16 protein-coding genes and 2 tRNA genes are annotated in these 19,885 nt (G+C 68.5%); 10 read left to right on the plus strand and 8 right to left on the minus strand.

The features are described from left to right. Positions 1–318: transposase (locus tag BLT59_RS09860; protein WP_175543985.1), on the plus strand; the 318-nt coding region annotated here is incomplete at its 5' end. 849 nt (positions 319–1,167) lie between these two features. Continuing rightward, complete coding sequence (locus BLT59_RS31235; RefSeq protein ID WP_175543986.1) at positions 1,168–1,338, plus strand: hypothetical protein; 171 nt, start codon at positions 1,168–1,170, stop codon at positions 1,336–1,338. 360 nt (positions 1,339–1,698) lie between these two features. Here the strand turns inward: BLT59_RS31235 and BLT59_RS09865 are convergent. Beyond that, positions 1,699–1,774: transfer RNA gene (locus BLT59_RS09865), tRNA-Asn, on the minus strand. A 97-nt stretch (positions 1,775–1,871) separates the two neighbouring features. Here BLT59_RS09865 and BLT59_RS32135 point away from each other — a divergent pair. The 3 genes from BLT59_RS32135 (at position 1,872) to BLT59_RS09875 (ending at position 4,297) form a co-directional block, all read left to right on the plus strand. Next, positions 1,872–2,000 (plus strand): hypothetical protein, encoded by a 129-nt coding sequence (locus BLT59_RS32135; RefSeq protein ID WP_280141047.1) that lies wholly within the window; start codon positions 1,872–1,874, stop codon positions 1,998–2,000. Between the two features lie 29 nt (positions 2,001–2,029). Beyond that, on the plus strand, positions 2,030–2,290 hold the full coding sequence (locus tag BLT59_RS09870; protein WP_348272283.1) for a hypothetical protein: 261 nt from the start codon (positions 2,030–2,032) through the stop codon (positions 2,288–2,290). Between the two features lie 327 nt (positions 2,291–2,617). Then, entirely contained in the window at positions 2,618–4,297 is a 1,680-nt protein-coding gene (locus BLT59_RS09875) for a methyl-accepting chemotaxis protein (RefSeq protein WP_091778955.1), read from the plus strand. 52 nt (positions 4,298–4,349) lie between these two features. On the opposite strand, the gene BLT59_RS09880 is transcribed toward BLT59_RS09875, so the two are convergent. The 4 genes from BLT59_RS09880 to BLT59_RS09895 form a co-directional block, all read right to left on the minus strand. After that, positions 4,350–4,423 (minus strand) — tRNA-Cys (locus tag BLT59_RS09880). 118 nt (positions 4,424–4,541) lie between these two features. Then, entirely contained in the window at positions 4,542–5,411 is an 870-nt protein-coding gene (locus BLT59_RS09885) for an urease accessory protein UreD (RefSeq protein WP_091778957.1), read from the minus strand. Next, entirely contained in the window at positions 5,411–6,379 is a 969-nt protein-coding gene (gene rocF / locus BLT59_RS09890) for an arginase (protein ID WP_091778958.1), read from the minus strand. The genes BLT59_RS09885 and rocF overlap by 1 nt, the downstream gene beginning before the upstream one ends. 45 nt (positions 6,380–6,424) lie before the next feature. Further along, positions 6,425–6,694 (minus strand): hypothetical protein, encoded by a 270-nt coding sequence (locus tag BLT59_RS09895; RefSeq protein ID WP_091778960.1) that lies wholly within the window; start codon positions 6,692–6,694, stop codon positions 6,425–6,427. 544 nt (positions 6,695–7,238) lie between these two features. Here BLT59_RS09895 and BLT59_RS09900 point away from each other — a divergent pair. Next, positions 7,239–9,395 (plus strand): methyl-accepting chemotaxis protein, encoded by a 2,157-nt coding sequence (locus tag BLT59_RS09900; RefSeq protein WP_091778962.1) that lies wholly within the window; start codon positions 7,239–7,241, stop codon positions 9,393–9,395. 22 nt (positions 9,396–9,417) lie between these two features. Here the strand turns inward: BLT59_RS09900 and BLT59_RS09905 are convergent, their stop codons facing one another. Further along, positions 9,418–10,827 (minus strand): ATP-binding protein, encoded by a 1,410-nt coding sequence (locus BLT59_RS09905; protein ID WP_091778964.1) that lies wholly within the window; start codon positions 10,825–10,827, stop codon positions 9,418–9,420. Continuing rightward, positions 10,824–11,579: a response regulator gene (locus BLT59_RS09910; protein ID WP_175543987.1), complete on the minus strand. Its 756-nt coding sequence runs from the start codon at positions 11,577–11,579 to the stop codon at positions 10,824–10,826. Before BLT59_RS09910 ends, BLT59_RS09905 begins: the two co-directional genes overlap by 4 nt. 124 nt (positions 11,580–11,703) lie before the next feature. On the opposite strand from BLT59_RS09910, the gene BLT59_RS09915 reads away from it, so the two are divergent. Together BLT59_RS09915 and BLT59_RS09920 are read left to right on the plus strand one after the other, a co-directional pair. Next, on the plus strand, positions 11,704–12,948 hold the full coding sequence (locus BLT59_RS09915) for an acyl-CoA dehydrogenase family protein (protein ID WP_091779299.1): 1,245 nt from the start codon (positions 11,704–11,706) through the stop codon (positions 12,946–12,948). Between the two features lie 106 nt (positions 12,949–13,054). Further along, positions 13,055–14,920 carry a glycoside hydrolase family 15 protein gene (locus tag BLT59_RS09920; RefSeq protein WP_091778966.1) on the plus strand — a complete coding sequence of 622 codons (1,866 nt, stop codon included), beginning with the start codon at positions 13,055–13,057 and terminating at the stop codon, positions 14,918–14,920. A gap of 268 nt (positions 14,921–15,188) precedes the next feature. On the opposite strand, the gene BLT59_RS09925 is transcribed toward BLT59_RS09920, so the two are convergent. Further along, complete coding sequence (locus BLT59_RS09925) at positions 15,189–15,431, minus strand: winged helix DNA-binding protein (protein WP_091778968.1); 243 nt, start codon at positions 15,429–15,431, stop codon at positions 15,189–15,191. Between the two features lie 248 nt (positions 15,432–15,679). Here BLT59_RS09925 and BLT59_RS09930 point away from each other — a divergent pair, with 248 nt between their 5' ends. Continuing rightward, a complete protein-coding gene (locus tag BLT59_RS09930; RefSeq protein ID WP_091778970.1) occupies positions 15,680–16,765 on the plus strand; it encodes an efflux RND transporter periplasmic adaptor subunit in 1,086 nt (361 codons plus the stop codon). Continuing rightward, positions 16,762–19,884, plus strand: coding sequence for an efflux RND transporter permease subunit (locus BLT59_RS09935; RefSeq protein ID WP_091778972.1), 3,123 nt, complete (start codon positions 16,762–16,764; stop codon positions 19,882–19,884). The genes BLT59_RS09930 and BLT59_RS09935 overlap by 4 nt, the downstream gene beginning before the upstream one ends. Position 19,885 lies beyond the last annotated feature (1 nt).

The raw sequence follows: 19,885 nt of genomic DNA on the forward strand, positions 1-19,885 counted from the left end.
AAGGCGATCCACGCGATCCTCGACAACGTCGCCACCCACAAACATCCGAAGGTGCGCGCCTGGCTCGCCCGGCACCCGCGCTGGACGTTCCACTTCACTCCGACCTCGGCCTCGTGGCTCAACGCGGTCGAGGGCTTCTTCTCAGCGCTGACCCGTCGTCGGCTGCGGCGAGGCTCCTTCACCGGCGTCGTCGACCTGCAGGCAGCCATCAAACGCTACATCGCCGAGCACAACCGGAGCGCCAAACCCTTCGTCTGGACCAAACCCGCCACCGACATCCTCGCCGCCGTCAGCCGATCCCCTGAACCATCCGTCTGAGTCAGTGCACTAGTGACCCCGCGCAGCGAATTGCCAGATCGGGATCTCGGGCGTCCGGCGGCCCTATCGGTCGGTCCAAGGATGCGGGAGAGGGAAAGTCAGGCTGAACGCTTCATCTCTGTATGATCAGAGCTCTTCACACCTGCGCTCAGTTGCTGTTGCGGCTTTTGGCTATGCAAAGTGACGACACGAGAAGCGTAGGCGCTCGCTGGCGGCGTGCGCCTCAGAGCAAACAGTAAGGCTGCGCTTGCAGCACATGCCACGGCGGCCCCGACCGGTGCCACAAGGATTGCGATCGCACCCAACCAAGGCCATGTACCGGCAACCGAAAGGATGGCGCCCGCGAAGGCCGACAGAACATGGAATAACAGATTCATAATTGGCCCCCCAACCGCGACAGGAGATACCACTCATCGCCTGCTAGGCGCTGTGACCTGCGAACAACGCGAGACTTGAAATTCCGAACTGTTAAGTTTTAGGCCTTGTGACGCGCGCTCGTCGCCGACCATCAAGGGCGGCGCTCTAATAAGCCGCTGACGATGCCCATCGACATCTACGGCCGCTTCCAACGGTGCATCATCATCGCACTGGTAAGCGGCGGCGCCGCGATAATGGCAGCGGCTAAACTTTGCGACACCGTGTAGTCCCAGCGGCATCCGCTCGGCCCTGCGCCGATCTGCTCGCGGGGCGGGTGAGCGCCTGATCTCATCGCCTACTGGTCGAGCTGATACGCAACCCGGCTTACGTATCGGACGGCCGGCAGCGATAGCCGCAGACCATCCAAGCGAAACTGAAACTTAAGCTTACCGGTTCACCGTCCCGGTCTCGTCCCGGCGACCGGTGGCATCCATGACCCTTGCTCTATTGGCCGCCCTGCTTGCCGGGGCGCTGTGTCTCGGGATGCTGTCCACGTTCCTGCCGCTGAGGCCGCGGCGCGAAGACATTGAGTTGGCACCAGTGCTCGACGACGAATTCTTCGACGTTGGCGGTCCCATCATCGATCTAGAACCAATTCGCTGACGCGCATCACGGCAGACCTGCCGGCCGCCATCGCCTTTGACAGGAAAGCCCGCACCGGTGGACCCAGCCGGCTTTCCCAGATCCCGGCGCTGGGGGATCAGCCGCCGAGTCTGCGGCAAGCCTACCGCGGCGGCCGCGGGGAAGGCCCAGCCGCCGGGTGCTGCCACAGGCCCTTTTCTGCGGATGAACAGGATAAAACCGTTTGTCGGTGATGGAACGATGCACGGCTTCTGCGTGCAACGAACTTGTCCGAAGGGCGCGCAAGGCTGAAACAAGCGTCGGCAACAGGGGCGCGATCCGCGGTAACGCGAAGCTATTGCCCCGTCTTCCCTAAGCGCCTGATTGTATTGGGAGAAGTGATGGCTCCCCGAGCAGGACTCGAACCTGCGACAAGGCGATTAACAGTCGCCTGCTCTACCAACTGAGCTATCGGGGATCACGAGGGGGTCTCTACACACCGAGATCGCCGGACGCAAGGGCCTCGATGCATGTTCCGCCGACGATCTGGCGCGTGGCGGTCTGCGGAACGGCGCATGATCCCCGCCGATGAGGTCGGATGGGCCGCCGCGTGGCTGATCGGCAACACCAATCCGCCGGCCCCGACCGACGATGTCATCCCTCGAAATTGTCCCCACGGGTCCGCGGTCATCCGGCTGTCGTGACACGATCCTACGGGAGCCACCCCGCCGGCGTGCCGGCTGTTCCCGGTGTCGCCATGTTGACCCATCGCTGCCTCGACCCCCAAGACCCCTATGCGGAGCGTGAGGTGCATGTCGCCTTCGAATGGGCCGCCGATCATCCCCGTCTGATCGCAGCCCTGGATGAGCAAGAGGCCGATATTCTGCCCGACCTCGTCGAGGCGCAGCGCGACGATCTCTGCCGGGAGATCATGTCCGCTCGCCTCACGCGACGGCCGGTCCACCCTGCGCGGCGCACGGGTCGATCGGCCTGATGACCGACCGCTGACCAGACGCCCCTGCCCTGGGCGGTCGAAGGCGCGGCCCACCCGCGGTGCCCCGCGAATTCAGTCTCGACCCCATCCTGGCTCCCGGCGAGGGATCCTCCTCGACTGCACAGGGTCAGCTCGATCGGATCGGATCTGGAAACAACCGGGGTATCGCGATTGGAGTCAAATTGAATGGACCGGCGTTTTGTCGGCAACGTATCAAAATCTGCATAGTATAAAAGAAGGGCTTTTGCCGGCTATATTTAATTGTTAAGTTCGATTTGCTTCTTCATAGCTTGGCCATCCGAATCCTTGGCCAAGGCGGCACGTCCCATGCGCATCTCACTCGGCCTGAAGCTTTTTGCGGTGATCGGGGTTCTGGCTCTGGTGGCGATCGGCATCGCGGCCTTTTCGGTTCGGCAATCGAACTGGGAGCAGGAGCGCGCCGCCGCCACTGACCGGATCTGGAATGCAGGGCTGCAGGCGGGGGCCTTGGGCCAGGCGATCGAGCACGCCGTGGTCCAGGCCACGGCACTCTACACGGCGGAGAACACGTCAGAGGCGCGCACGCGTCTGTCGGCCCTGCACGACGCTCTCGCTACTGTGGAACTGGTGCGGGTTCCCTTCCTGGCGGCCATGGAGGATCAGCTTCCCGCAGACCGCCGCCGCCGGTTTGATCTCTTCGTCAAGGAGTTCATCGCCTATCAGACCGACACGGCCGAACTCGGTCTCACGGTCTCGCCCAAGGCCGCCCTGATCCAGGCGACGGATGAATCCACCGTGAAGAACCGCGAGCGCATGGTCGCCGAGATCGGCGCCCTCGGACGAGAGGTTCTGGACCGGCTGAATGCCCGCCGCGCCGAGGACGCGGCCGACCGTCGCCAGGCGCGGATCACCCTCGTGATCGTGCCGGCCGCGGCGCTGGCGCTGGGTCTGCTCGCGGCGATCTGGATCATCGTGAGCCAGATCCGGCGGCCCCTGCATCGGCTCAAGGATGGAATGACGGCGCTTGCCGCCAACGATCTCGGTCGTGCGATCCCGTTCACGCACCGCCGCGACGAGATCGGCGAGATGGCTGCCGCCATCGCGGCCTTCCAGAGGGCCCTGATCGAGAAGCGCGATCTCGACGGTGAGGCGCAGGCGCGCCGCGATCGGGACCGCGCCCGGGCGGAGGCATTGGACGCCGCAACCCACGCTTTCGAGGCCGAGACGCATCGCGCCGTCGCCGATCTCGCCGGTTCCGCCGAGGCGATGCAGACGTCGGCCGACACCCTCTCGAGCAATGCGGGCGCGATGGCGTCCGAGGCTGCCCGCGTGGCGGAGGCCTCGGACCAGAGCGCAGGCCTCGTCGACAGCATCGCCAGCGCTGCCGAAGAACTGTCGGCCTCGGCGCGGGAGATCGAGGCCCGGGTCCGTTACACCAGCGAGATCGCCTCCTCCGCGCTCACCGATACCGAGGGTCTCAAGGAGACGGTGATGAACCTCTCGCGGGCGGCCGAGGAAATCGGCGCTGTCGTCACGCTGATCCGTGACGTGGCGGACCAGACGAACCTCCTGGCGCTCAACGCCACGATCGAGGCCGCCCGTGCCGGCGCCGCCGGGCGCGGCTTCGCGGTGGTTGCCGCCGAGGTGAAGGCGCTCGCGGGCCAGACGGCGCTCGCAACCGATCGCATCACCGGGCAGGTCGGTTCGATCCAGGGTGCCGCGGGACGGACAGTCGGCGCGATCGATACGATCGGCGAGACCATCGCCCGGATGAACCTGATCGCCTCCGAGGTGGCTGACGCCACGGATCAGCAGGGCCAGGCCAGCCAGGAGATCGCGCGGGCGATTTTCGGCGCGGCATCGGAGGCCCGGCAGGTTTCGGAGAGCGTCGCCGGCGTTCAGGCCGCTGCCGCCTCTAACGAGGCGCAGGCCGGGCAGGTGCGCGGCAGCGCGGCGCGGGTCAATGCCGGAACGCACAGCCTGCAACAGGCGATCGAGACCTTTGTGAAGCAGGTCCACGGCGCATGACGGTGCGCCGGCTCCCGGACCGGCGCATCATGGCCGGATCAGCCTGGAAGGATGGAGGCCTCGGAGGGAATCGAACCCCCGTACAAGGATTTGCAGTCCTCTGCGTAACCACTCCGCCACGAGGCCTTCCTGAACGGCGCCGCCGTCCCGTCCGGAGCTTGGCGGACAGCTCCGGGTGCGCGTCTCTAGCAGAGGTCGGCCGTCCCAGGCAACGGCTCCGAGGCCGCGCCTCGTGCAGACCGTGTCAGCTCTGCCAGACCCGCGGCATCGGCAGGCCGCGATAGCCGGCGAGGAAGCGGGCGATCACGCCACGCAGCGGCCCCACGGCCTCGCCCAGCGCACGGACCGCCAGATGCCCGTTCCAGGCGCTCGCCGCCGCATGGGTTCCCGGCGACGCGGCCTCGGCCAGACGGGTGCGCACCTCTTCCAGACGTGCCTCGGCCCCGGGGGAGACGTCGAGGATCGTCGCGCAGGCCCGTGCGCCGCCGCCGACGGCCGGGCGGGCGAGAAGATCGCTGATCGGGCCTTCCAGCAGGAAATCGTCGGCGTAGGCGAGCCGCCCGTTCCGACGGATCCGCCACGAATCCGCGAACAGCCCGTCCGCGATCCGCTCACCCCTGGCCGCACGGCCGAAGGCTACCACCTCTACGGCGAGCAGAGCGGCTCCTTCGGCGAGATCGGCCTGGAAGCGGCGCCGCACCCGGGCGCGATCGAACAGGATCGTTTCCTGCGGCAGCCAAGCGAGGTGCGACTCTGCCCCCAGAGTCAGGGTGTTCGCGATGTGGCTCACGGGACCGTCCGAGCGGTAGATCTTCTCGGCGGCCGTGGTGGTCAGCACCAGATCTGCGGCCGGTTCGAGGGCGAGGTCGATGGCGAAGGTGTCGCCGCAGGCGACGCCGCCCGCCGTGTTGACGAGGACCGTCTCGAGCGCGCCCGAACCCCGTGGGAAGCGCAGCCGCGACGGCCCGGATTCCGCGAGATCCAGGATCCGCGTCGCGCCGCCGGGACAAGCCGGCCCAACCCGAAGGCGGACGCGTCCGTCCGAGCGCTGGCGCGCCGGTGCAGTGTCGGTCTCGGCGAGCGGTGACGATGCACGAAAGGGGGGGCTGTCCATCAGCTCCGCCCGGTCGGCTCTGCGGGCAGGGCCTCGATCGGCAGAGTCGGCCGGTCGAGGATGCGCCGGCCGAACAGGCTCGCCACCAGTTCGACCAAGACCCGGGCGCTGCGCCCGCGCTCGTCGAGAAACGGATTGAGTTCCACGACGTCGAGGGAGCGCACCAGGCCGGAATCGTGGAGCATCTCCATGATCAGGTGCGCCTCCCGGAAGGTGGCGCCGCCCGGCACGGTGGTGCCCACGGCCGGCGCGATCGACGGGTCGAGGAAATCGATGTCGAGGCTGACATGGAGATGCGCCCCTTGCGCGGCGACGCGATCGAGCACCCGCCGCAGCGGCGCCACGACCCCGAACTCGTCGATCGTGCGCATGTCGGTGACGCCAACCCGTCTCTCCGTCACGAGAGCGCGCTCGCCTGCGTCGATCGACCGGAGGCCGAACAGGTGGATGTGGGCGGGGTGCAGAGGCTGCGGCACCGGCTCGGCGAACAGGGGCGGGAAGCCGGGCTCGCCGCACAGGGCCGCGAGCGGCATGCCGTGAACGTTCCCTGAGGGTGACGTCGCCGGCGTGTTGAAGTCCGCATGCGCGTCGAGCCAGAGCACGAAGACCGACTGGCCGCGCCGCGCGCAGTGCCGCATCACCCCGTCGACGGAGCCGAGGGACAGGCTGTGATCGCCGCCGGCAGTCAGTGGAACGCTGTCCGCGTTGAGGACATCCTCCACGACCCTGGAGAGCGCGTGGGTCCAGGCGGCCACGCCGATGAGTCCGCGTGCACCTGCAGGTCCGTCGGGGACGATGTCGCCGCGATCCGTGACGGTGTGGCCGAGTTCGCAGAGCACTCGGACCAGGCCGGCCGTGCGCAGGGCTGACGGCCCCATGAGCGCGCCGGGCTCGCTGGTTCCGACCTCGATCGGTGCTCCGATCAGCGCGATGCTGCGCGCCGGGTCCGGCTGGGCTTCGCCGCTCATCCCATCTCCATCGTCGTCTCGAAGCACCGGTGCTCCGCGGCCGCTCTACCACTCGGACTCATAACCGGCCGATGACGGTGACTGCGAGACGGGATCGGCAGCAAGATCCGTGACGGCATGTTTGGGCCGGGATCTTGTGCGACGCGTCCGGAGAAGTGCCCAGAGGAGCAGAAGAACGAGGAGCGCGGCCGCGAGAAGACGGGCGGTCCAGGGAAGCGCCGGATGCCGGGCATCCGTCACCACCCGCAGGATCATGAAGACCAGCCCCTGCCCGATCAGCAGGAGGCAGAGCTGGCCTGCGAAGATCCGCGCCATGTCCCACAAAGATCGATCCTGAGGAACGGCGCGCAATTCCACGTCCAGGGTGCCGTCCGCGGCTGAGGCCAGGGTCAGGAGGACCGCCCCTGCGAACCCGCGCGGGCTGCGAGGACCGCGCTCGTCCCCGCATCGGCAGCGCAGAGCCGCGATCTCGACGGCGTCGACGGCAGCGCGCCGCGTCGAATGACCCTGGGGGCATCGTTCTCTTGCCCAGGCCGCCGATGTGACGCGACGGGTTCCCGGCGTAAGCACCGTCCGTGCCCGACCGGTCTTGTCTGCAACTTTCCAACTTTGTCCCGATCCCGCTCGGCGCGTTGGTTTCTCAAGCGTGCAGGATTCCAACGGCGATCCGCATGGCGGAACCTTGTCAAGATACGGAACGGACCATTCACAACTTGGGTTCGCCACGACCGACTGTCATATAAGTTGTATGTCCAGGCTTTGGAGGACTTTTGAGCGGTGTATCGGTGTTTACGAGATTTTTATAAGGATTGGGCGATTGGTTCGCCTCAAACCAATCTCTCAAAGATTCAGGGCCATCATGATCACGCTATCGCGGCTGAGCACGCGCCTTCCCGCGACGACCGTCGGCCTTGCGCTTCTGAGCGCCACCGCCATGGGCGGATTCAGCTGGTACTCGGCGCGGGCGGGATTGATGACCGCCGCGCATGAGCGCCTCGAACTCGCCGCGGCGGCGCGCCGGGACGCGATCGAGCTGGTGGCGGACCGGGCCCAGGCCGACTTCCAGGCGGTGGCGGCCCATCCCCAGATCGTCTCGAACTTCCCCGACCTGATCGAGACGCTCGACCCGGCGAAGCCCGACACCGCCAGCGTCGTCGAGGCGTTCCGTGCGCCGCAGACCACCGAGGCGCGGGTCGCCCTCGACGGCAGCGGCATGTCGTCGATGTATGGCCGCCGGCACGTGAAGGTCCAGGAGGTAGCGCGCAAGCTCGTGGCGCAGCCCGGCTATGCCGACCTGATGTTCATCGATGACAATGGCCGGATCAACTACACGACGACGAAGAGTGCCGATTTCGCCAAGTCGGTCGCGGACGAGGGCCTGGCGGGCACGGCGCTCGCGCGCCTCGTCGAGCGTCTCAAGTCCGCCGATCCGGGCGCTGTTCTGTTCGAGGATTTCGCCGCCTATCCGGTGGATGGGGGCCCGGCCGCCTTCATCGGTCGTGCCATGACCAAGCGTGCGAACGTCGCCATGGGCACGGCGCAGGCGGCCGAGCGGATCGGCTACATCGTCATGCGGGTCACGCCGGCTCTGTTCGATCAGACGCTCTCCAAGCGGACCGGACTCGGTGAGACCGGCCAGATCCTGGCGGTCGGTACGGACGGCCTCCTGCGCAGCAATCCGCCGCTGAATCCGGCTGTGCATGCCGGCGCGGGTCTCGCCGGCCTCGGAATGGCCGCAGACCGGCTCAAGGCCGGCGTCCCGCTCGATTTCACGGCCGCGGACGGCGCCCATATGGCAGCCGCCTCGCCGGTGACCGTCCTCGGCGCGCCCTGGACGGTGGTGGCCGAGCAGACCCAGGCCGAGGCGATCGACGCTGTCCAGGCGCTGTCGCGCACGCTCATCCTCACAGGCCTCTTCGTCCTGGCCGGGACCGCGGTGCTCGGCCTGTTGCTCGCGCGCTCGATCGTGGCGCCGCTCGGCGCCCTGACCCGCGCGCTGAAGGCCCTGGCCGATCGGCAGGCCCTGACCGACGTGCCCGGCAGCAAGCGCCGGGACGAGATCGGTGACATTGCCCGCGCTGTCGTGACCATCCGCGACATGTCCCTGGAGGATGCCGCCCAGCAGCTTCAGACGACGGAAGCCGCGCGTCTGCGCGAGGAGCAGAGCCGCCGCGCCATGCTCAAGGAACTGGCCGACGGCTTCGAGCACTCGGTCGGCGGCATCGTCGAGGGATTGACGGGGGCCGTTACGGAACTTCAGGGGGCGTCGGACACCATGCGTGCCGCGGTCTCCGGCACCTCCGTGCGCTCGACCAGCGTCGCCGGGGCCGCGCAGCAGACCTCCGACAACGTCAACACCGTCGCGGCCGCGGCCGAGGAGCTTGGTGCGACCGTTCAGGAGATCGGCCGCCAGGTGGAGCAGGCGGCGGGAATGTCCGCCACGGCCGTCGGCGAGGCCCGCCGCGCCGAGCAGACCATGACGGACCTCGCCGCGGCCGCGACGCGCATCGGCGACGTGGTCGGCATGGTCTCGACGATCGCCGGCCAGACCAACCTGCTGGCGCTGAACGCCACGATCGAGGCAGCGCGGGCCGGCGAGGCCGGACGCGGCTTCGCGGTGGTCGCCGCCGAGGTGAAGGAACTCGCCGCCCAGACCACCCGGGCCACCGAGGAGATCAGCCGGCAGGTCGCCGCGATCCAGACCGTCACGGACGACGCCGCCGGTGCGATCCAGGGCATCACGGCCCAGATCGAGGCGATGAATCAGGTGTCGACCAGCATCGCCGCGGCCGTGGACCAGCAGGGCGTCACCACGCAGGACATCGTCCGCAGCATGGGTCAGGCGTCTGCCGGCACCGGCACGATGACCCTGGAGATCGCCGAGGTTGCCCGGGTCGCGGGCGATGCTGGCGAGGCCGCGGATTCGGTGGCGCAGGCCTCGGATTCCCTCGCGGCGCGCTCGGAGCAGCTCCGCGCCGAGGTGGCGCAGTTCCTGCGCAACGTTCGGGCGGCGTAGACCGACGAGACCCGAGGCGGTCTCAGGCCGCCTCGGCAGGAAACGGTGCGGGCTTCTGCGCCGCGCGGCCGGCAAAGGCCTGGGCAGCCAAGGGCAGCTCGATCGAGGCACAAAAGCCGCCCCCGGGGCGGTTCTCCAGCCTCAGGCGCCCGTTATGGGCCTCGACGATGGCCTGCACGATCGAGAGGCCGAGGCCAAACCCGCTGGCCTCGTTCAGATTGCGGGCCCGGTCGCCGCGGACGAAGGGCTGGAGCATCGCCTCGCGGTCCGCTTCGGGAATCCCGGGGCCGGAATCCAAGATGCAGACCCGCACACCGCGTGCGGACGCCTCCATCTGAACCTCCGCGCAGCCGCCGTATTTGACGGCGTTGTCCACAAGGTTGGTCACCGCCCGCTGGAGTTCCTCGGGCCGACCCTGGACCAGGACGTGTCGGCTGCGGCTGACGCTCACCGGCGCGCCGAAATCCGAGAAATCGTCGCAGACCGTCTGGACCACCGAGGCGAGATCCACGAGGCTGTGGCTGTTGGCGTCGCGGATCTGGCCGTCGCGCACGAAGGAGAGTGCCGCCTCGACGAGGCCGTTCATCTGGTCGAGGTCGCGCAGGGTGGAAGCCCGGGCGTTCTCGTCCTCGATGAACTCGGCGCGCAGCCGGAGCCGGGTGATCGGCGTGCGCAGGTCGTGGCTGATCGCCGCCAGCATTTGCGTCCGGTCGTCGATCAGGCGGCGGACACGCGACCGCATCCGGTCGAGCGCCCGCGACACCGCGAGCACCTCGCGCGGGCCGGCCTCGGGCAGCGCCACGTGGTCATCGCGGGCGCCGAACGCCTCGGCGGCGCCGGCAAGCCGCTTCAGCGGCGCCGTGAGGGCGCGGGTGGCCCAGACGCAGAGCAGCGCCAGGGTCAGCGCCAGGAACACCACGGTGAAGATCAGTGCCCCCTGGCGGGGCCCCCGAAGGGGATCGTTCGGCAGTGTCGCCTGGAGTCGCGCTCCCGTCGGCGTGACGATGCCGATATGGAGCCGCGCGTCCGACCGGTTTCGCTCGGGATCGCCCATGGCGAGGTCGGTGATCGTCACCGGCCGGCCGGCGCCGTAGCGCAGCTTCCGGATCACCGGCAGGTCGGGGAGCGACTTCGCCCCGGGCGGCACCGACCCGTCCCAGGGCTCGACTTGGATGAGCGGCAGGCTGCGACCGCTCGCCAGCAGGGCCGGCCGCACCGACGGCTCGGCGGCGTCCATCAGCCTGACCAGAACCCCGAGGCGGCTCGCGGCCACGCCGGGCAGCGTGTCGGGATTCTGCGACTCGTGCAGCATCAGGAAGGCCGCGGTGGCGACCACGTGGGCCACCGCGATCCCGGCGACCACGAGCAGCGCGATCTGGCCCGCGATGGTCTTCGGACGCAGCCGCGCGCGGAGCCGGCGCAGGCCGCTCATGACCGCGTGACCTCAGGCGTGAACAGGTAGCCCCCGGACCGGATCGTGCGGATGAATTCGGGGTTGCGGGTGTCGCGCTCGATCTTCTGCCGGATCCGGGAGATCAGCACGTCGATGCTCCGCTCGAACGGGCCCGCGGCCCGGCCCTGGGTGAGGTCGAGGAGCTGGTCCCGCGACAGCACCCGCCCGGGCCGGAGGCAGAGGGCGTGGAGGAGGTCGAACTCCGCCCCGGTGATCGAGATGCGGGCGCCCTCTGGCGAGAGGACCTGCCGCAGGGAGACGTCGAGGGTCCAGCCCGAGAAATGCAGCCGCCGACGCTCGTCCGCGTCCGGCGCCTCGGCCGCGACCCGGCGCAGGATCGCGCGGATGCGGGCGAGCAGCTCCCGCGGGTTGAACGGCTTGGCGAGGTAATCGTCGGCGCCGAGTTCGAGACCCAGGATCCGGTCCACGTCCTCGGATTTCGCCGTCAGGATCAGGATCGGGATCTGCGACGTGCCGCGCAGGCGCTTGCACAGGCTCAGCCCATCCTCGCCGGGAAGCATCAGGTCGAGCACGATGAGGTCGATGCGCGCTTCCGCCAGCACCCGGTCCATGTCGGACCCGTCACCCGCCAGTGTGACGCGGCAATCGTTGCCGCGCAGGTAGCGCGCGATCAGAGCCGAGATCTCCCGATCGTCCTCGACGACGAGGATGTGGGGTGTTGCGGGAGCGCTCATCGCGAAGGAGTCGGTCTGCGGTTCAGACTGCATCATCAGGCTATTATGACGCCTTCCGCCGATTATTCGAAGGTGGGGGGCGGAACCAATTTGTAAGCGCGTGTTTCCCGCACGGGCCTGAACTGAGTTGCCGCACGGCGTCACATCACAGGGAGGAATGATGACCGGATCCGAGGATCGGAAGGACGTGATCGCGCCGCAGCCGCCTGAACTCGCTTCACCCTGGCGGACCGAGGCTCGGGCGGCACTCCAGGCCGAGGCCCGCGCCTTCGCCCGCGACACGGTGCTGCCGCTGGCCGACGAACTCGACCGGCAGAAGGCCGAGATGCCGCGCGCGTTGATCGACGCCATGGCCGAGAAGGGATGGTTCGGAATCACGATCCCGGCGGAGCATGGCGGCCTGGGGCTCGGCGTGTTCGAGTACTGCCTCGTCTCGGAGGAACTGGCGCGAGCCTGGCTCTCGGTGGGCAGCATCCTGGCCCGTGGCCAGGGCCTGGGCACCCAGACCCTGGATCCGGAGCGCCGGGCGGATCTGCTCCGACGCTCGGCCCGTGGAGAGTGGATCGGCTCGATCTCCCTGTCGGAGCCCAATGCGGGCTCCGACCTCGCTGGCGTGCAGACCCGGGCGGCGCGGGACGGCGACCGGTGGCGGCTCACCGGCACCAAGCGCTGGGCGGGCTTCGCCAAGGGTGCCGACTTCATCGAGGTCCTCGCGCGCACCCGCGATCCGGAGCCGGGGGAATCGCGTTCCGCCGGCTTGGAGCCGTTCCTCGTGCTGAAGGAGCGCGACAGCTTCCCGCCCGGCGTGACCGGCCGGGTGATCGACAAGATCGGCTATCACGGCTTCCAGACCTTCGAACTGATCCTCGAGGATGTGTCCGTGCCCGAGAGCGACCGGCTCACCGGGCTCTACGGCGACCAGGGGGCGGACGCGGATTCGGGCGGGTTCGCCGCCGTCCAGCGCGGCCTCAACATCGCCCGGGTCCACACGGCGGCCCGGGCCGTCGGCGTCGCGCGGGCGGCGGTCGAAGACTGCCAGAGCTATCTCCAGGAGCGAGTCCAGTTCGGCCACCCGATCGGCGACTTCCAGGCCTTGCGCTTCGCGCTGGCCGACATGGCCGCCGAGGTCGCGCAGGCGCGGGCCTTCTGGCATCAGGTCGCCCATCTCCTCGACCAGGGTGAAGCTGCCGAGAGCGAATCGGCGATGGTGAAGCTGCTGGCCACCGAGATGGCGGTGCGGGTCACCAACCAGGCGATGCAGCTGCACGGCGGCAACGGCTACACCACAGAGCGCAGGGTCGAGCGCTATTGGCGCGACGCGCGGCTGACCACGATCTTCGAGGGCACCAGCGAGATCCAGCGGCGGATCATCAGCGACCGGATGCTGCCCCGACCCGCCGCTTGATCGATCGTGCGGCGAATCGTCGAGCGGGACTCCCCGCCCGGCGCCACCCGGCTACCTCAGGGCCTTGTTCTGCCCGGCGGACCGGGTGCCGCCACCCGGAAGCCCCGTGTCGAAGCCCATCAGCGATTACGCGATCATCGGCGATACCCATTCCTGCGCGCTGATCGCCGGGGACGGCTCGATCGACTGGCTGTGCTGGCCGCGTCACGATTCGCCGGCATTGTTCCTGAAGCTCCTCGACGACGACAAGGGCGGCGCGTGCAGCCTCGCCTTCGACGGCCTGAGCGCGCGCGCGCGCCGCTACCTGCCCGACACCAACATCCTCGAGACCACCTTTACGACGGAGACCGGTCGGGCGCGCCTCATCGACCTGATGCCGGTCACCCCCCCGAGCCCGGAACCGGACGAAGGCCCGGACGGCGAGAGCGAGAGCCGGCTGATCCGGCTGCTCACCTGCGAGCACGGTCGGGTGACGGGCGCGTTCCGAGTGCGGCCGACATTCGACTACGCGCGCCGCCCCTGCACGCCCCTGGTTGAGGGCGGCTCCGTGCTGTTCGAGGCCGGGGATTGGCGCGTGCGGGTCAACGCTGAGCCGTGTCCGACCCTCGACGGCGATGCGGCCGAGGTGCGCTTCAGCCTGACGGAGGGGCAGACCGCCTATCTGGTCCTGACCCACGGCGAGGACCAGGACGACGCAAGCATCGACGATTTTGACGGCGCCCGCCGGCGCCTTGAGACGACCGCCGGTTACTGGCGGCGCTGGACTGCCCGCAGCACCTATCGCGGCCCATATCGCGACGCGGTGATGCGGTCGGCTCTGTGCCTTAAGCTACTGACCTACTCGCCCTCCGGCGGGATCGTGGCGGCGGCCACCGCCGGTCTGCCCGAGGCGGTGCCGGGTAACCGCAACTATGATTACCGCTTCACGTGGATGCGGGATGCATCCTTCACCGTCACCGCCTTCGTGATGCTCGGCTATGTCCGCGAGGCGGCCGAATTCCTGCGCTTCCTGCGCGAGCGCGACGGCACCTACGGACGAGAGACGCGGCTGATGTACGGCATTGCCGACGTCATGCCGCCGGAGGAGGAGCTGAGCCATCTCGCCGGCTGGAACGGCGTGCGGCCGGTGGTGATCGGCAATGTGGCCGCGGCCCAGGACCAGCATGACATCTACGGCGAGCTGCTGCGCGCGCTGTGCGTCTTCCTGGAGGCGGTGGAATACGACCCGCCCGAGAAGGTCAACGACCGCCTGCCGGAGGTTCTGGACAACCTCACAGCCCGCGCCATCCGCCACCGGCACGATGCGGACCACGGCATCTGGGAGTTGCGCACGGGACCGCGCCAGCAGCTCCACACCAAGGCGATGATCTGGGTGGCGCTGAAGGACGCGGCCCGGATCGCCCGCAACATCGCGGGTGTGCCGGAGGAGAAGATCGCCGGATGGGAGCGCATCGCCGCCGAGATCCGCGCCGAGTATCTCGAACGCGGCTGGAGCCCCGAGCGGCAGGCCTATGTCGGCGCCTACGACTCGCATCACCTCGATGCCGCGGTGCTGCGCGCGGCCTTGTTCGGGGCCCTCGACCCGAAGGAGCCGCGCATGCGTGCGACCCTCGCCGCCGTCGAGCGGGACCTGGGCGTCGGTGACCTAATCTATCGCTACCGCATGGATGACGGCCTGGAGGGCGACGAGGGCACGTTCACGGCCTGTGCGTTCTGGCGGGTCGGCTGCCTCGCCCTCGACGGGCGCACCGACGAGGCCAAAGCCGCCTTCGAGCGGCTGCTCGCCCGGGGCAACGATGTCGGTTTGCTCGCCGAGGAGATCGACCCGGCCACCGGCGCCCAGCGCGGGAACACGCCGCAGGGCTTCTCCCACATGGCCCTGATCAACGCGGCCTTGCGGCTGGATGACAGCATCGCGCGCTTCGGCGCTGGCGAAGAAGCGGAGGCCTCGGCACGGTCGGCGGCCGAGTAGCGCGCGGCGCCTGGGTGCCGACAGCCGCGGGCCGCCTGAACCGGCGGTGCTGCCGGGCTTCATCCACCGGACGGTATCCGATCGATCGAGAAACTCAGTTCCAGTTCAAGGCAACAGACGAAGGCGCAGCGGCGATGAAGTCGGCCCGATGAGCGTCCATTTGTTCGGGGACGTCATGGTCGTCTCGCCTGACAATCGCAGCGAAGTCCACGATGGCTGAGCGCCGAGACTCCAAAACCGCCTCGGTCGAGGAATGGTTCTGCCAGATTCAAGCCGACAAGGCGTTCACGGCGGCACGAAAGGCGTCCTGATCGATCTTTCCGAGTTGCTGGCCCAAGGCATCCTGGGCTCGCTGCCACAACGGATAGGCCTCACCGAGGAGTGTGTGACCCTCGTCACTGAGCATGACCCGCCTGATCCGGCGATCCTGGGCATCGCCCTGAATGCGCACGAGGCCGCGGCGTACCAGGGTCTTCAGGTTGGCCGTGATCGTCGTGCGATCTGTGGCCAGATGCTGCGCGAGGACGTCACCTCCGCGTCATCAGCCGTAAGAAGCCGGCGGTCCTCATGCGGCGGCTTCATTCTCGAAGACATTGCTGTCCCGGTGTTCAGGCGCGACCGAGCGCACCGCATCCCCGTCCACGGATGCGGCTTGAGCCCGACTGCCGTTGACGGGCCGCCCGCACCACAATAAATGATGGTCGTCATTTTAGAGTCGGCCCGAGAGCCGGCATCGAAATGATCGTGGGGAGTCGAGCGATGAATGCCAAATGGATGCTTGGGGTCGCCGGCTTGGCGCTCGCGGCATGCTCGCCGGCCGAAACGGCCGTGACGCCGGAGCCGCCCCTGGTGCAGGTCGTCGCGGTCGCGCCCGCCACGGGAGCCGTCGCGCGTTACACCGGCGTGATCCGGGCTCGCACCGAGAGCAACCTTGGCTTCCGCGTCGGCGGCAAGATCTTCGAGCGCCTCGTCGATCCCGGCGACCATGTGCGCCGCGGCCAGCCGCTGATGCGCCTCGACCGAACCGACTTCACCCTGGCGCTCAACGCGGCCCGTGCCTCAGTCGAGGCGGCCCGCGCGCAGATGATCAAGGCCAAGGCCGACGAGGAGCGCAGCCGGAAGCTCGTCGGCGACGGCTGGACCTCGAAGCAGACCTACGACCAGAACAAGGCCGCTGCGGACGCCGCCATCGCCCAGTTCGCCAGCGCCGAGGCACAGGCGGGCCAGATCGCCAACCAAGCCGGATATTCCGAGCTTCAGGCGGACGCCGACGGCGTCGTGATGGAGGTTCCGAGCGAGCCGGGCCAGGTCGTGGCCGCTGGTCAGACGGTGGTGAAGCTCGCGCGCGACGGCGCCCGCGAGGCAGAGGTGTTCCTGCCCGAGGGAAGCCGGCAGCTCGCGAAGGGCATCGCCTTGGCGACCCTCTACGCCGAGGGTGAGAAGACATTCCCGGCCACGCTCCGGGAGCTGTCGGCCACGGCAGACCCGGTGACCCGCACCTATCGGGCCCGCTATATCCTCTCCGGAGGCGGCGAGACTGCGCCCCTCGGCGCGACGGTCACCCTCCAGCTGAAGGCCGCCCAGGCGCAGCCGACGGCTTCGGTCTTGGTGCCGCTCGGAGCTCTTTTCGACCAGGGCGGCGGTTCGACGGTCTGGCGCTACGACGCCGAGACCCAGACCGTCGCGGCGCAGCCCGTCGCCATCGCGCGTCTGTCCGAGGAGAGCGCGGAGGTCGCCTCGGGGCTGAACCCAGGAGACCGGATCGTCTCGCTCGGCGCCCACCTGCTCAAGGCCGGCCAGAAGGTTCGACAGGCCAGCGCCAGCATGACGGGGGTCGGCCGATGAACGCCTCCGGCTTCAACCTCTCGGCCCTCGCGGTGCGCGAACGCGCCGTGACGCTGTTCCTCCTGCTCGCTGTCACCGCGGCCGGGTTCTTCGCCTTCGAGAAGCTCGGGCGCGCGGAGGACCCGACCTTCACGGTCAAGACGATGGCCGTCTCGGCCGCGTGGCCCGGAGCGACGACCCCCGAGATGCAGCGTCAGGTCGCCGACCCGTTGGAGAAGCGTCTCCAGGAACTCGTCTACTACGACCGGGTCGAAACCACGGTCCGCCCCGGCCTGATGCTGATGAAGGTATTCTTCAAGGACAGCATGCCGCCGGCCAAGCTCCAATCGGAGTTCTATCAGGCGCGCAAGAAGCTCTCCGACCAGGCTTCCAGCCTGCCGCGCGGCGTGATGGGGCCGCTGTTCAACGACGAGTTCTCGGACGTCTACTTCGCGCTCTACGCGCTGCAGGCGCATGGGCTGCCGCACCGGCACCTCGTTCTGCGTGCCGAGGACCTGCGCCAGCGGCTCCTGCGCGTGCCGGGCGTCGAGAAGATCAACATCCTCGGCGAGCAGGCCCAGAAGATCTTCGTCGAGGTCTCCTACCAACGCCTGGCGACGCTCGGCATCACCGGCCAGCAACTGCTGACCGCCTTGGCCAACCAGAACGACGTGACCCCCGCCGGCTTCGTCGAGGCCGACGGTCCGCGCGTGTATCTGCGCCTCGACGGCGCCATCGACGGGATCGACGCGATCCGCGACGTGCCGGTGGCGGCCGGCGACCGCAGCCTGAAGCTCGGCGACATCGCCGAGGTCAAGCGTGGCTACGAGGACCCGAAGGTCTTCGCGATCCGCAACGATGGTGAGCCGGCCCTGATGCTGGGCCTCGTCATGAAGCCGGGCTTCAACGGTCTCAGCCTCGGCGAGGCGCTGAACGCCGAGGAGGTCGCGATCCACCATGAGCTTCCGACCGGTGTCACCTTCACGAAGATCACCGATCAGGCGAAGGTCATCGACGACGCCATCCACGAATTCATGGTCAAGTTCTTCACTGCCCTCTCGGTGGTGATCTTCGTCAGTCTCGTGGCTCTGGGCTTCCGCGTCGGCATCGTGGTGGCGCTGGCCGTGCCGCTGACCTTGTCGGCCGTCTTCGTGGTGATGATGGTCACCGGCCGCGACTTCGACCGGATCACGCTGGGCGCCCTGATCATCTCATTGGGCCTCCTCGTGGACGACGCCATCATCGCCATCGAGATGATGGTGGTGCGCATGGAGGAAGGGGCCGACCGCGTTTCGGCGGCCACCTACGCCTGGAGCGCCACCGCGGCGCCGATGCTCACCGGCACCATCGTCACCATCGCGGGTTTCCTACCGGTAGGCTTCGCCGCCTCCACGGCGGGTGAGTACGCGGGCAACATCTTCTGGGTGGTGGCTTTCTCGCTGATCGTCTCCTGGATCGTAGCCGTGACCTTCACGCCCTATCTCGGCGTCAAGTTCCTGCCCAACATCAAGACGGTCGAGGGTGGGCACGAGGCGATCTACGCCACGACGAACTACGAGCGCCTTCGCCGCGTCGTGCGGATGTCCGTCGATCACAAGTGGATCGCGGCTGGCGTCACCGTGGCACTGTTCGCGGCGGCCGTGCTCGGCATGGGCAAGGTCGAAAAGCAGTTCTTCCCGAACTCGGAGCGCTCCGAACTCATCGTCGAGGTCACGCTGCCGACAGGCTCCGCGTTCGCCACCACCGAGGCCAGCGTCGAGCGGGTCGAGGCGGCGGTGCGCGAACTGCCGGAGGCGCGGGAAATCACGAGCTACATCGGCCAGGGCATGCCGCGCTTCGTGCTTTCCTTCGACCCCGAACTGCCCGATCCCGCCTTCGCGCAGATCGTCGTGCAGACCGCCGACGCTCACGCCCGCGACGTGCTGCGCGGCAAGGTGCGCCGGCTCGTCGACGAGGGCCGCTTCCCCGAGGCGCGTGTGCGGGTGCTGCAGATCGTGTTCGGGCCGCCGGTGCGCTTCCCAGTCGCCTTCCGGGTGGTCGGTCCTGACCTCGACGTCATCCGCGGCATCGCCGCCGAGGTGCGCGACGTCATGATGGCCAACCCGAACATGCGCCTCGTCCATCTCGACTGGGGCGATAAGACCCCAAGCCTGCATCTCGCCCTCGACCAGGAGCGCCTGCGCCTGATCGGCCTGACCCCGAAGGAAGCCGGCCAGCAACTGCAGAGTTACCTCAACGGCACGCCCGCGACCCAGGTGCGCGAGAACCTGCGCTCGGTGGACGTGCTCCTGCGCAGTCCCGGCCCCGAGCGCCGCTCGCTGGGCGACATCGGCGACCTGACGCTGGCCACCAAGGACGGGCGGCAGGTGCCGCTCGCGCAGGTCGCGCATCTCGAAAGCCGCAACGAGGATGCGGTGCTCAAGCGCTACAACCGCGAGACCTACATCCGCGTGCAGGGCGACGTGCTCGACGGTCGGCAGCCGCCGGACGTCCACGCACAGATCTTCCCGCTCCTCGACTCGATCAAGGCGAAGCTGCCGCCGGGCTACCGCATCGACACGGCCGGTTCGGTCGAGGAGAGCGAGAAGGCGATGAAGGCGCTGGTGACGGTCTTCCCGCTGATGCTGATCGTGACGCTGACGGTCATCATGCTGCAGGTGCGGTCGTTCACGACGATGTTCATGGTGTTCGCGACGGCGCCCCTCGGTCTTGTGGGCGCGGTCCCGACGCTGCTGCTCTTCCACCAGCCGTTCGGCTTCAACGCGATCCTCGGCCTGATCGCGCTGTCCGGCATCCTGATGCGCAACACCCTGATCCTCGTGGATCAGATCCACCACGACCGCGCGGCCGGCCTGTCGGACTATGAGGCCATCGTCGAATCGACGGTGCGCCGGGCCCGTCCCGTGATCCTTACGGCAGCGGCCGCGATGCTCGCCTTCATCCCGCTCACCCACTCGGTGTTCTGGGGGGCGCTTGCCTATGTGCTGATCGGCGGCGTCGGGGTCGGGACGTTGCTGACCTTGCTGTTCCTGCCGGCGCTCTACGCCCTCTGGTTCCGGGTCCGGAGGCCCGGCGTCACCGAGGAGGCCGCGAAGGCCCGCACAGCCGCATCGGCCAGCGGGACGCCCGCATCGGTTTAGG

It is taken from the genome of Methylobacterium sp. UNC378MF (assembly GCF_900103195.1).
In the GTDB taxonomy this organism is placed as follows: Bacteria; Pseudomonadota; Alphaproteobacteria; order Rhizobiales; family Beijerinckiaceae; genus Methylobacterium.

Excerpts from the sequence above, each read along its gene's own strand:
- BLT59_RS09915 (WP_091779299.1), top strand. The coding sequence starts at position 11,704 with ATGACCGGATCCGAGGATCGGAAGGACGTGATCGCGCCGCAGCCGCCT.
- BLT59_RS09900 (WP_091778962.1), top strand. The coding sequence starts at position 7,239 with ATGATCACGCTATCGCGGCTGAGCACGCGCCTTCCCGCGACGACCGTC.
- BLT59_RS32135 (WP_280141047.1), top strand. The coding sequence starts at position 1,872 with ATGATCCCCGCCGATGAGGTCGGATGGGCCGCCGCGTGGCTGATCGGC.
- BLT59_RS09935 (WP_091778972.1), top strand. The coding sequence starts at position 16,762 with ATGAACGCCTCCGGCTTCAACCTCTCGGCCCTCGCGGTGCGCGAACGC.
- BLT59_RS09875 (WP_091778955.1), top strand. The coding sequence starts at position 2,618 with ATGCGCATCTCACTCGGCCTGAAGCTTTTTGCGGTGATCGGGGTTCTG.
- BLT59_RS09930 (WP_091778970.1), top strand. The coding sequence starts at position 15,680 with ATGAATGCCAAATGGATGCTTGGGGTCGCCGGCTTGGCGCTCGCGGCA.
- BLT59_RS09910 (WP_175543987.1), bottom strand. The coding sequence starts at position 11,579 with ATGATGCAGTCTGAACCGCAGACCGACTCCTTCGCGATGAGCGCTCCC.
- BLT59_RS31235 (WP_175543986.1), top strand. The coding sequence starts at position 1,168 with ATGACCCTTGCTCTATTGGCCGCCCTGCTTGCCGGGGCGCTGTGTCTC.
- rocF (WP_091778958.1), bottom strand. The coding sequence starts at position 6,379 with ATGAGCGGCGAAGCCCAGCCGGACCCGGCGCGCAGCATCGCGCTGATC.
- BLT59_RS09885 (WP_091778957.1), bottom strand. The coding sequence starts at position 5,411 with ATGGACAGCCCCCCCTTTCGTGCATCGTCACCGCTCGCCGAGACCGAC.
- BLT59_RS09905 (WP_091778964.1), bottom strand. The coding sequence starts at position 10,827 with ATGAGCGGCCTGCGCCGGCTCCGCGCGCGGCTGCGTCCGAAGACCATC.
- BLT59_RS09895 (WP_091778960.1), bottom strand. The coding sequence starts at position 6,694 with ATGGCGCGGATCTTCGCAGGCCAGCTCTGCCTCCTGCTGATCGGGCAG.